Origin of the sequence: Xanthobacter autotrophicus (assembly GCF_005871085.1) — a bacterium.
Lineage (GTDB): Bacteria > Pseudomonadota > Alphaproteobacteria > Rhizobiales > Xanthobacteraceae > Xanthobacter > Xanthobacter autotrophicus.
Genome location: NZ_VAUP01000038.1, coordinates 66220 through 78047, shown reverse-complemented (window position 1 = coordinate 78047; position 11828 = coordinate 66220). Strand labels below are relative to the sequence as shown.

10 protein-coding genes are annotated in these 11828 nt (G+C 70.8%); 3 read left to right on the top strand and 7 right to left on the bottom strand.

Going from position 1 to position 11828, the window contains the following annotated elements; translation table 11 throughout:
• The first annotated feature begins 132 nt into the window (after positions 1–132).
• The gene (clcA, locus tag FBQ73_RS19585) at positions 133–1512 is read left to right on the top strand and encodes a H(+)/Cl(-) exchange transporter ClcA (RefSeq protein ID WP_138401178.1); all 1380 of its coding nucleotides are present in this window, start codon (positions 133–135) and stop codon (positions 1510–1512) included.
• On the opposite strand, the gene cydC is transcribed toward clcA, so the two are convergent.
• The 5 genes from cydC to FBQ73_RS19560 all read right to left on the bottom strand — a co-directional run bounded on the left by cydC (position 1509) and on the right by FBQ73_RS19560 (position 7883).
• Positions 1509–3221, bottom strand: coding sequence for a thiol reductant ABC exporter subunit CydC (cydC, locus tag FBQ73_RS19580; RefSeq protein ID WP_138401177.1), 1713 nt, complete (start codon positions 3219–3221; stop codon positions 1509–1511). The two genes, clcA and cydC, sit on opposite strands and share 4 nt — an antisense overlap.
• Positions 3218–5164 (bottom strand): ABC transporter ATP-binding protein/permease, encoded by a 1947-nt coding sequence (locus FBQ73_RS19575; RefSeq protein WP_138401176.1) that lies wholly within the window; start codon positions 5162–5164, stop codon positions 3218–3220. Before FBQ73_RS19575 ends, cydC begins: the two co-directional genes overlap by 4 nt.
• A 144-nt stretch (positions 5165–5308) precedes the next feature.
• Entirely contained in the window at positions 5309–6019 is a 711-nt protein-coding gene (locus FBQ73_RS19570) for a thioesterase II family protein (protein ID WP_138401175.1), read from the bottom strand.
• Positions 6020–6217: 198 nt separating this feature from the next.
• A complete protein-coding gene (locus FBQ73_RS19565; RefSeq protein WP_138401174.1) occupies positions 6218–7003 on the bottom strand; it encodes a bestrophin-like domain in 786 nt (261 codons plus the stop codon).
• A gap of 151 nt (positions 7004–7154) precedes the next feature.
• Positions 7155–7883 carry an SGNH/GDSL hydrolase family protein gene (locus FBQ73_RS19560; protein WP_170218982.1) on the bottom strand — a complete coding sequence of 243 codons (729 nt, stop codon included), beginning with the start codon at positions 7881–7883 and terminating at the stop codon, positions 7155–7157.
• A gap of 461 nt (positions 7884–8344) precedes the next feature.
• Between FBQ73_RS19560 and FBQ73_RS19555 the strand changes: the two genes are divergently transcribed.
• Positions 8345–8776 carry an OsmC family protein gene (locus FBQ73_RS19555; RefSeq protein ID WP_138401172.1) on the top strand — a complete coding sequence of 144 codons (432 nt, stop codon included), beginning with the start codon at positions 8345–8347 and terminating at the stop codon, positions 8774–8776.
• 17 nt (positions 8777–8793) lie between these two features.
• Here the strand turns inward: FBQ73_RS19555 and FBQ73_RS19550 are convergent, their stop codons facing one another.
• Together FBQ73_RS19550 and FBQ73_RS19545 are read right to left on the bottom strand one after the other, a co-directional pair.
• Positions 8794–9804 carry an LLM class flavin-dependent oxidoreductase gene (locus tag FBQ73_RS19550; RefSeq protein WP_138401171.1) on the bottom strand — a complete coding sequence of 337 codons (1011 nt, stop codon included), beginning with the start codon at positions 9802–9804 and terminating at the stop codon, positions 8794–8796.
• Positions 9805–9966: 162 nt separating this feature from the next.
• Complete coding sequence (locus tag FBQ73_RS19545; RefSeq protein ID WP_138401170.1) at positions 9967–10863, bottom strand: LysR family transcriptional regulator; 897 nt, start codon at positions 10861–10863, stop codon at positions 9967–9969.
• A 69-nt stretch (positions 10864–10932) separates the two neighbouring features.
• On the opposite strand from FBQ73_RS19545, the gene FBQ73_RS19540 reads away from it, so the two are divergent.
• Positions 10933–11718, top strand: a complete 786-nt coding sequence (locus FBQ73_RS19540) for an MBL fold metallo-hydrolase (RefSeq protein ID WP_138401169.1) — start codon at positions 10933–10935, stop codon at positions 11716–11718.
• Positions 11719–11828: the final 110 nt, after the last annotated feature.

The window sequence follows — 11828 nt, the reverse complement described above, 5'->3', positions numbered from 1 at the left end:
GCGTCGGCGCGACCGGCCGCGACGGCGCGCGCCCCGCTTCTGCGGCCAGACGGCTTGCCCCGCAGGGCCTGCCTCCGGTAAGGCTTCGGGGGGCGCACCAAGCGTCTGCTCTCTTGCAACCGAGGTCCTTGCGTGACGCGACACGCGCCTGCCGCCGCCCGCCGAACGCCGCGAGATCTGCTTTATTATGTCCTCGCCGTGGGCGCGGGGCTGCTGGTGGGCGCCGTCGGGGCCTATTTCCACATGGCCGTGGACGTGCTCTCCCAATGGCCGGACCTCATCCGCTCCCACCTTGATGGACCGTTGCTCTACCTCGCCATGTCCGCAATGGCGGCGGTGATGGTGGCGCTCGCGGTCGCCCTGGTGCGCGCCTTCGCGCCGGAGGCGGCGGGGTCGGGGGTGCAGGAGATCGAAGGAGCGCTGGAAGGCCTGCGGCCGGTGCGCTGGCAGCGGGTGCTGCCGGTGAAGTTCGTGGGTGGCATGCTGGCGCTGGGCTCGGGCCTTGTGGCCGGGCGGGAGGGGCCGACCATCCACATGGGCGCCGCCATCGCCAAGGCCCTGTCGGACGCGGTGAGGCTCGACACGCGGGACAGCCGGGGCCTGCTGGCCGCCGGCGCGGCGGCCGGTCTTGCCGCCGCATTCAACGCCCCGCTGGCCGCCATCCTGTTCGTGATCGAGGAGACGCGGCGCCAATTTCCTTATGGCCTGCGCACCTATAGCGCCGTCATCCTGTGCTCGGTGGCGAGCGCGGTGATGGCCGAGGCCATCGGTGGGACCGCCCCCGACATGAAGCTCGACGTGCCGGACATGCCGCTCTTGCTGCTGCCCGCCTTCCTCGCCCTGGGGGCGGTGCTGGGGGCGGTGGGGGTCGCCTTCAACCGGGCGCTGGTGGCATCGCTCGATGGGGCGCGGATGCTGGCGCTGAAGGTCTCGCCCTATCTGTTGCCGGTGCTGGTGGGGGCTGCTGTGGGGCCGCTGATCCTGCTGCGGCCGGAGGCGACCTTCGGCGGCGAGCAACTGGCCGTCTCGCTGCCCGGCCTCGGCCTGCCGGCGCTGACGCTGGCGGGCATCGTGCTGATCCGCTTCACCATGACCATGGCAAGCTACTCCACTGGAATTCCAGGCGGAATCTTTGCCCCGATCCTGGCGCTGGCGACCGCTGTGGGGGTGCTGTTCGCTACCCTTCTGGCGCTGGTGGTACCGCTGCCTCCGGATGCAGTGGCGGCGTTCGGGATCGCGGCCATGGGCGGGCTGTTCTCGGCGACGGTGCGGGCGCCGCTGGTGGGCATGGTGCTGGTGGCCGAACTTACCGGCTCCTATGGCCTTCTTGTTCCAGTGATTTTGACCTGCGTTACCGCCAATCTGGTGGCCGAGGCGCTGGGCGGCAAGCCCATCTATGAGGTGCTGCTCGACCGCACCCTGCGCCTTGCCGGAACCCCGCGCCAGGAGGCCCCGCCCGCCAGCGAGGAACTGGGCGGATGGGACGAGCGCGAGCGCCGCACCAAGGACTAACCCTCTACCAAATCAGGGTTATCCAGAAACGGCAGCACCTCGTCCGGCGACCCGCGCCGGGTGATGCGGCCGGCCTCCAGCACCACGATCTCGTCCATGCGGGAGAGCCCGACCCGGCTGTGGGTGACCAGCAGCAGCGCCCGCCCGCGGGAGGCATCCAATACCGCCGTCATCACCTCACGGGCGGTGTTTGCATCCAGACCTTCAAGAGGTTCGTCACACATCAATATCGGCGCGTCCTTCAGCAGGGTGCGCGCGAAAGCCAGTCGCCGCGCCTCTCCGCCGGACAGGCTGGCACCGTGGGCGCCCACGAAGGTCTCGAACTTCAACGGCTGCGCTTCGACAAAGCCGAGGATGCCCGCCGTGGCGCAGGCGGCGGCGCACCGCGCGGGCGAGGCATCGGGGTCCGCCACCCGCAGATTGTCCATGAGGGTGTCGGCGAACAGGTGGTCGTCCTGCCGGAGCACCCCGAGGCGGCGGCGCAGGGCGTCGGCCTCGATGGTCTCCACCGGGACGCCGCCATAGGTGATGCGCCCCTGGTCCGGCGCGCGGAAGCGCAAAGCGAGGGCGATCAGGCTCGACTTGCCGGAGCCGCTGGGGCCGACCACCGCCACATGGCGGCCCGGCGCCAGCGTAAGGTCGATATCCACCAGCGCTGGACCCGTAGCGCCGGGATAGGTGAGGCCGACGCCGGCGAACACCAGCGCCCCCTCGGCCGGGGCCGACCCGCCGGCCTCGTTCACCGGGGCCGGCCGGTCCACCAACGCGAAGATGCGCCTTGCGCTGGCCAGCGTCGTCGGCAGGGCCTGCATGGCCAGCGGCAGCGGGGCCAGGGCGTCGAACACGGCGAGGCAGGCCAGCGCCAGCATGGCCCAGTCGGAGGCTGCAAGCGTGCCGCCGAGCACCGCCGGGGCGCCCATAAGCAGCACCCCCAGGAAAGCTACTTGCGCCACCAGTCCCACCCCGGACCCGGCGGCGCCGGACAGGCTGGCGAGGCGCTGCTCGTCGGCGAGCAGGGCATCGCCCTGCGCCTCGATCAGCAGCCGGTGGCGACCTGCGGGATCATAGATGGCCAGCTCGGCCGCGCCTTCCAGATGATCCACCAGCGCCGCCTCATAGGCCCCGGTGCCGGCGGCGAGGCGCCGCGAGGCGCCGGAGCCCAGCGCGTGCACCAGAGCCGGAACCCCGGCCCCGGCCACCAGCGCCAAGCCAAGCAGCAGCAGCGCGATGGCGCCGTCATATGCGGCCATGAAGGCCACCGCCACAACCACCACCACAAGGGCCGCCAGCACCGGCGAGAGGATGCGCAGGAAGGCGAATTCCAGCCGGTCGATATCGGTGCGCAGGCGGGCGAGGAGATCGCCGGAACGCTCTTCTTCCAGCGCCGCCGGGGCCAGCGGCACCAGCCGGGTGAAGAACCATGGCCGCAGCCGGGCGAGGAAGCGCAGGGTGGCGTCGTGGCCCACCAGCCGTTCACCATAGCGCGCGCCGGTGCGAGTAAGGGCGAAGGCGCGAATGGCGGCGGAGGCGGTGAAGGGGTTCATGGCCGCCCCGGCCGCGCCGGCCAGGGCCATGGCGGTGATGAACCAGCCAGAAGCCGCCAAGAGCCCAACCTGGGACAGGCTCGCTGCCGCCGACAGCAGCACCGCGAGCGCCATCCAGCCAGCCTCCCGGCGCATGAGGGCGAGGAGCCGCAGGAAGGTGCTCATGACAGCGCCTCCATTTCGGCGAGATCCGGTCCGGTGCGGGCGAGGCGGGCATAGGCCCCGCCCTGGGCGAGAAGGTCGGCGGGCGGGCCGCGCTCGATGATGCGGCCAGCGTCCAGCACCACCACCAGATCCGCCTCCGCCGCCTGGCCCAGGCGATGGACCGCGAACAAGGCGGTGCGGCCCGCAATGAGGCGGGAGAGGGCGGCATTCACCTCGGCCTCGGTGGCGCGGTCGAGATGGGCGGTGGGCTCGTCCAGCGCGATGAAGGGCGCGGCGCGATAGAAGGCGCGGGCCAGCGCGAGGCGGTGGGCTTCGCCCCCCGAAAGGCCGGAGCCGCCCTCTCCCACCCGCGCCGCAAGGCCACCAGGCAGGCGCGCCACCGCCGGGCCGAGGCCAGCGGCCTCAAGGGCGGCGGTGAGGCGGGCCGGGTCGGGGGCGGCCTCGCCCGGGGCGATATTGTCGGCCAGCGTCCCCGCGAACAGGCGCGGGCGCTGGCCGACATAGGCAATGTGCCGGCGCCAGTCGACCATGTTCAGGTCGCCGAGGGGCACGCCGTTCACCAGCACCCGGCCGGAGGTGGGCCGCACGAAGCCCAGCGCCAGATGGATGAGGGAGGACTTGCCGGCGCCCGAGGCGCCCACCAGCGCCACCCGCGCGCCAGCGGGCACCTCCAGCGTGATCCCATCGAGGGCGCGGCGCCCGCCTGCGAAGGTGAGAGTGACATCCTCGAAGCGCAGGGTGATGGGGTGGGGGCGGTCCAGGGCGTTTTGGTCACTGGTGTCGGCCGGGATTCCAGAAAGCCCGAGAGCACCCTCCAGCCCCGCGCGGTCGGCCCCCTCTCCCGCTTGCGGGGGAGGGTTGGGGAGAGGGAGGGGCGCGCCATCGACACCGGCGGCGGCGGAAAAGGGCACGCCCCTGCCCATCCCCCCCGGCACGACCCCACTCCCACCCGGCTCGGCGAGGGCGGGCGCGTCGGCCAGGGCGACGATGCGCTCGGCGGCGCCGATGGCTTCCATCTTGGCGTGGTAAGCCGTGCCCATGGCCCGGAGCGGCTGGTAGAATTCCGGCGCCAGCAGCAGGATGAACAGGCCGTTGAAGAAATCCATGCCGCCCCACAGCAGCCGGAAGCCGATGAAGATGGCGGCCAGCGCAATGGAGACCGTGGCGAAGAATTCCAGCACCAGCGACGACAGGAAGGCCACCCGCAACACCGCCATGGTGTCGCGGCGATAGGCGTCGGCCACCTCGCCCACCCGCTGCGCCATGCGCGCCGTGGCGTTGAACGCCTTCAGGGTGGCAAGGCCCTGCACCGCATCCAGCAGATGGCCGGACATGCGGGCGAGCGCGCGCCACTGGCGCTTGTTCAGCGCCTCCGCCCCCTTGCCGATGAGGATCATGAACAGCGGGATGAGCGGCGCGGTGGCAAGGAAGATGAGGCCGGACACCCAATCGAGCGGAAACACCGCCACCAGGATGGCGACCGGCAGCACCACCGCCATCATGGAGGCGGGCAGGTAGCGCGTGTAATAAGGCTCCACCGCCCGGATGCCGGCAGACAGCGCCGCCACGGTCTCACCCGTCCGCAGGGCGGAGAGGCCGGCGGGGCCGAGCCGCGCCACGTGGTCCAGGAGGTCGGCGCGCAGCGTGCGCATCACCCGCGCTGCGGCGGCAAAGCCGGCCCGCTCCGCCGCCCAGCCGCACAGCGCCCGCAGGACAACGGCGGCAAGGAAGCCGGCGATTTCAGCGCCCGCCTGCGTCAACGGCCGATGGGCGAAGATGACCTGATCCACCAGCCGCGCCGCCAATGCCGCCTGGGCGATGACGCACAGGCCGCCGACGAAAGCGAAGACATAGGCGCGGGACAGATCGCGCCGCGCCGGCGCCCGCAGCGCTGAGAGGAAGGCAGACAGGCGCTTGTCGTCGCGCGCGTTGGCGTCGCTCACCGCTGATGATCTCCCGCGCCCTGCTCCGGTCGGCTCGCATAGCACGGCGGCGGGGCGGCCCCAACGCGACAGGTTGGCGGGCGCGGGCACATCCGCTTGATCGGCGGGAGAGCTAGGCCGAGGCCGGGCCGCGCGGCCGACCCCTCAGCCGACAGGCGCGCGGGCGGTCCGCCAGGCGGGGATGACCTTGGCCAGCAGGGCGAGCAGCCGCGCTTCCTGATCGCGCACGAAGAAATGGCCGCCGGGCCACAGCTCCACCGTGAGCGGGCCACAGATCAGCGCGTTCCAGGCGTGGAGGGTCTCGGGCGGGGTCGCGGCATCCTCGGAGCCGCCGAGGATGACAGCCGGCACCGCCAGCGCGGGGCCGGGCTTGAAGGCGTAGGTGTCCACCATGCGGAAGTCGGCGCGCACGGCGGGCAGGGTCATGGCCAGAAGGTCCGGCTGGGCCAGCACCTCTTTGGAGGTGCCGCCGATGGCGCTCAGTTCGGCCACCAGCTCGGCGTCGGTCATGGTGTGGCGGGCGCGGGGCGGGCCGTCGAGGTGCGGCGCGGCGCGACCCGACAATACCAGCCCGGCCACGCTCACCCCCTGCCGGGCCAGCGACCGCGCCACTTCGAAGGCCAGCAGCGCGCCCATGGAATGGCCGTAGAGCACCAGCGGCACGGTGCGCTGCGCCAGCGTGTCGGCAAGATCATCGGCCAGCGCGGCGATGTCGGTGGCGAAGGGGGCGCCGTAGCGGGTGCCGCGCCCGGGCAGCTCCGGGCTGTCCACGGTGGCGATGCCGGAGAGGGTGACCTTCCAGGGCCGAAACAGCGCCGCCGAGGCGCCGGCATGGGGCAGGCAGACGAGCCGCATGGTTCAGGCCCTCCCGGCGCGGGTGCTGCGGCGCATCACGGAACGGACGTGGCGTATCATCTGCATGGCGTGCCCCTCACGCTGAGATAAGCGTGAAAAGCCAGGCCGCTCAAGGGCTCTTGCTGCGTTGCGGCAGGATTTCAGCACGACAAGGGCAGTATGCCTTACCTTGGTGCCACCCTGCCGTCCGGGCGCGGTTCAGGCCGGCGCGCGGACGGGGCGCACGGTGGTGATCTGGAGTTCCTTTACCACCTGGTAGAGCGGGTCCGCCGAGGGCCGGATCAGCCCCTGCGAGGGCGCGCCCAGCTCCAGGATGATGAACACGCAGCCGGCGATGGCGGAGGCCCCCAGCAGCAGGAAGGCCATGACCGTGGCGTTGCGGGGCGCGAACAGGCCGAAGCTCGCGAACAGCAGCGACAGCCACGCCACCAGCATCACGAAGAACGGGGCGGGCATCACCATCTTGGACTTCTCCACCAGCGTCCAGCGCGCATCCACCATGTTTTCAAGGATGCTGATGGCGCGGGCCTGGATGTGCCGCTCGCGGTCGGTCTTCGGCTCCAGCCGCAGCACCTCGTCATTGAGGGCTTCCAGCTCGTGCAGGGTGGTGACCCCGACCTCGTCGGTGGTCGAGGCGGGCCTCGAAATCTCGTCCGCCTTGGCGCGGGCATAGATGGCGAGCGCGTCGCGGATCCCCGCCGTCTCGCTGCCGTAGCCGAGCAGCACGCGGTTGAGCTTGATGATATCGGCGGCCAGCGCCTCGATGGCCGTGGTGCGGGCGCTGAAGGAGGACGAGGCGCTGTTGACCATCAGCCCCAGCACCAGCGCCGCCAGCGTGCCCACCACCGCCATGGATACGGACACGGCGGTGCCGGTCTCCCCGGTCAGGTGGTGCTCCGGCAGCTTGGGCGCCAGCCACAGGCCGGCCACCGCGCTGCCGCAGATGGCGAAAAGGGCGAGGAGGCTCGCCAGAATGGAACTCATTGGGGTGCGGCTTCCTGCATTCACGCGCCATCCGGCCCATGCGCGGGCGGCCGCCCTTATAGGAGCCTCAGGCGCGAAAGCGGAACCCCATCCGCTCCGAAGACTTGATCCGGCGCGCCATGGGACGGCGACCGGACCGGGCGGGCAGCGCTCACCCCGCGCAGGCAACCCCCGCCAGCCGTTCCTGCCACAGCGCCACGCCGGTCTTGTCGGGGTGGAGCCCGTCCATGGTGGGGGAGATGGCGGGCGCCGTCACCACGCGCGCGCCGGTCTCCCGCGCCAGGGCGCGGATGGCGGCATTCTGGCTGGCGATGAAGTCCCGGTCATGTACCGGGAGGTAGCCCGGATGGCTGAGGTCCACCGGATTGATCTCCACCAGCACCAGCCCGCTCTGGGGAAAATAGCCGAGCAGGGTGCGATATTTGGCGGTCCAGGTCGCGATGTCCATGTGGCCGGTGCGGGCATCGTTGACGCCGATGGCCACCACCACTTGCCGGGGCGTCGCCAGCCGGCTGAACATGGGCGCGCGGGCCAAAAGATCGTCGATCTGGTCGCCGGGGATGCCGGCGTTCACCACCTTGGCCCCGCACAGGTGGGAGGGCGCGGCCTGGAAGGTGATGCTGTCGCCGATGGCCAGCACCGGCGCGCCCGAGAACAGCGTCGTGCGGTAGGTCTGCCAGATCATGCGCGTGTGAAGGGGAACCCGGTGCCACAGGATCAGGCCAAGGCCGATGATGCCCCCCATCGCCAGCGCCCACATCAGGAGGCGGCGCAGCCGCGCCGGATCCACCCTGCGCTTGTCCGCCCCGCGTTTGTCCGCCCCGCGCGTGGTGGTGGGCTCGGCGGGAGCGGCGACGGTAGGGGCCGAAGGTTCGGTCATGACGGATCGCCTTTCGTGAATACTATGCAACTGCTGTGCCGCCCAATGCTTTTTGATGCCGCGCGAGGTCCTCACGCGGGCCGAAATCCGGTGCCCGAACCCGCGCCACCGCAACATGTCTCGACGACACCCTCATGGACGGCATGCGGGGGCATCCCGGCACACGGCGGAAGGGCGGAAGGGATCGAGGGAGCGGGGCAAGTCGTCGGCTTTAACGTCATGCCGCCAGTGTCACGGCCGAGGTGACAGCAATAGGACCCGGACGCATCGTTTGTTTGCCCGCCCGTATCCGAACGTTTCCGGCGGGAGCCGACCGGGCACAGACAATCGCACTGTGAAAACCTGCCGGCGGGCGTGAACGAAATGCCGTGGCGATGGTTTAGGCCAAGGTCGGGGCGGCGCACGCGACTGCAGGCGCGCCGTCGACCCCGGGGAATGGCCCCCGATCCAAGGAGACCAAAATGGCGATCATCCGCACCGGCTCGGCCCAGTGGAGCGGCGGCATCAAGGACGGCAAGGGCGCGATCTCCACCGAGAGCGGCGCGCTTTCCGCCTATCCCTATGGCTTCGCCAGCCGCTTCGAGGGGCAGAAGGGCTCGAACCCCGAGGAACTGCTGGGCGCCGCCCACGCCGCCTGCTTCACCATGGCGCTCTCGCTGATCCTCGGCGAGGCGGGCCTCACCGCCACCGATCTCCAAACCTCCGCAAAGGTATCGCTGGAGAAGAAGGAGGCGGGCTACGAGATCACCGCCGTGGACCTCACCCTGGTGGGTACGGTGCCCGGCGCCACCCCGGAGCAGTTCGCGGAGCTGGCCGGCAAGGCCAAGGCCAACTGCCCCCTCTCGAAGGTGATCCGCGCCGCCATCAGCCTCGACGCGTCGCTGAAGGGCTGAGGGTCAGGCCCCCGGCCTCACGCCGCCGACTTCTCCCAGTCGGCGGCGTGGGGCACCGAGTCCGCGATCATGCGATAGGAGGCGAGGCGCTTCTGGTGATCGAACACATCGGACACGATCATCACCTCGTCCACCAAGGTCTCGGCCACGAAGGCCTCGATGCCGGCGCGCACGGTCTGCGGGCTGCCCACCACGGAGCGGGACAGGAAGCGGGCGGCCTGCGCCTTCTCCATGGGCGACCAATAGGTCTCGATATCGTCGATAGGCGGCTGGCTGAGGCCGCGGGCGCCGCGGAAAATGTCCGCCACCGACATCTGCTGGGTGGTGGCGAGGTGGCGGGCCTCCTCATCGGTCTCGGCGGCGATCACATTGATACCGGCCATGGCATAGGGCCGGGCGAGCTGCGCCGAGGGCTGGAAGCGGGCGCGATACAGCTCCAGCGCCGGGATCAGGTCGGCCGGCGCGAAATGGGAGGCGAACGCATAGGGCAGGCCCAGCGCCGCCGCGAGCTGCGCGCCATACGTGCTCGATCCGAGGATCCACAGGGGCACGTTGGTGCCGGTGGCGGGCACCGCGAACAGGGTCTGGCCCGGCTCCGCATCGCCCAGATAGGCCTGCAGCTCCACCACGTCATTGGGGAAATGGTCGGAATTGGTCAGCGAGCGGCGCAGCGCCCGCATGGTGTTCTGGTCGGTGCCCGGCGCCCGGCCAAGGCCGAGGTCGATGCGGCCGGGGAACAACTGGGCCAGGGTGCCGAACTGCTCGGCGATAATCATGGGCGCGTGGTTGGGCAGCATGATGCCCCCTGCCCCCACCCTGATGTGACGGGAGCCGGCGGCCACATGGGCGATGACCACCGAGGTGGCGGCGCTGGCGATGCCCTGCATGTTGTGATGCTCGGCCACCCAGAAACGGCGATAGCCCCACTCTTCCGCGTGGGCGGCCAGATCGCGGGCATTGTCGAGCGCATCGCGGGGACCGGACCCCTGCCGCACCCGCACCAGATCGAGAATGGAAAGCTGCACCATGAGACCCTGCCTCAACCGCGCTGGCGCCGCATCCGGCGCCAGACTTCAGGAAAGAGCACGCCTTGTCCGGCCCGCCCCGCAAGCGTTCCGGCGCGTGCTCCAGCGGATCGCCCCGCTCCTCAGATAGGAACGCCGGCGGCGCGGTAAAAGGCGTGCTGCCCCTCAATCGTCCAAACCTGAAAACAACATGATATCTGCGTGAAATAGTTCGGCGAGGAAATCACGCACCGCGCGCACCGCCCCGTCGTCCGCGCTCAGGCGATTGGTGAGCAGGAACAGGTCACGCGTCGGCGGCAGGGGCGCCAGAGGCACGCTCACCAAAGCGTCCTCCCCCGCCGCGATGAAACGCGGCAGAAGCGCGATGCCATGGCCGGCGCGGGCGGCAATGGCCTGGGTGGACTGGGTATTGGCCCGCACCGCCAGCCGCGCCCGGGGGAAATGCCGGGCGAGGAACGCCGCCTCCGGCAGATGGACGTTGGCCTCGTCGAAGCCGACGAAAACCGGCGCCGCCCCGGCCGCGATCCGGCCGCGCCAGTCCGCCGTGCCGTAAAAGCCGAAGGCCAGGGTGGCGAGACGCCTTGCGATCACCTCCGCATCCTTGGGGGCGCCGAGGCGCAGGGCGATGTCGGCCTCGCGACGGGCGAGACTCGCCAGCCGCCGCTCGGAGACGATCTCCACGTCGATGGCGGGATGGCGCAGCGCGAGGGCGGCAAGGCGCGGCACCAGATAGAGGTCGGCAAGGCTCGGCGTGGCGGCGATACGCACGAGGCCGCCCAGCGGCCGCTCCTCCTGCGCCCGCAGGAGGCGGCGGGCCGCCTTTTCCATGGCGTCGGCCGCCTCCAGAGCGCGGGTGCCGGCAGGCGTCAAGGCATAGCCGTCCGGCCGGCGCTCGAACAGCTTTTCGCCCAGCGCCTGTTCCATGGCGGCCACGCGCCGGGCCACGGTGGCGTGATTGACGCCCAGCGCCCGCGCCGTGGCCGACAGGCTGCCGTGGCGTGCCAGCGCCGCGAAGAAGCGGGCGTCCTCCCAGTCGAGCCCTGTGCGATTTCGATCAGCCATTGCGCGACAATAGCGGATTTTCGCGGAGTCTGAAGCGCGCCATTGTCGCCGCGAAACAGGAGCTTCCCCATGACCAGCCCGTCCGGCGACCTCACCCTCACCCTGATCGGCGGCCCCACCGTGCTGATCGAGACGGACGGCCTGCGCCTCGTCACCGATCCCACCTTCGACCCGCCCCGGCTCTACCAGACCGCGCCGGTGCACTTCGAGAAGACGGTCGGCCCCGCCATCGAGGCCGAGGCGGTGCTGCCGCTGGACGCGGTGCTGCTGAGCCACGACCAGCACCTCGACAATCTCGATCACGCCGGCCGCGCATTGCTGCCCAAGGCGGGCACCGTCTTCACCACGCAGATCGGCGCCACCCGGCTGGGTGGCGACAATCTCCGCGCCCTCGCCCCGTTCGAGACCACTACCCTCGATGTGCCCGGCAAGGGCCGACTGTTCGTCACCGCCGCCCCCGCCCGCCACGGGCCGCCGGGGATCGAGCCCATTTCCGGCGACGTGGTGGGCTTCCTCCTCGGCCGCGACGCGCCGGGGGACCTTATCTATGTCACCGGCGACACGGTATTCTACGAGGGCGTGGCCGAGGTGGCGCGGCGGTTTTCGCCCAGGGTGGTCATCGTCTTCGCCGGCTCGGCGGAGCCCCGCGGCCGCTTCCACATGACCATGGACGCCAACGACGCGCTGGAAACCGCGAACGCCTTTCCCAATGCCACGCTGGTCGCCGCCCACACCGACGGCTGGGTGCATTTCAAGGAGAGCGCCACGGAGCTGGCCGCCGCCTTCGCCACCCTCGGCATCGCCGACCGCCTCGTCACGCTGGAGCCGGGCCGCCCGACCGTGTTCCCGGCATAGGGCCAAGGCGCGAAAGACCGTCCCGGCACGCTTTCCTTCAGGCACCTGATTTGCGTCATATCCTGTTGCAGGGAAAGGGGTATGGAGGGACGTGCCGCGCCGCGTATCGA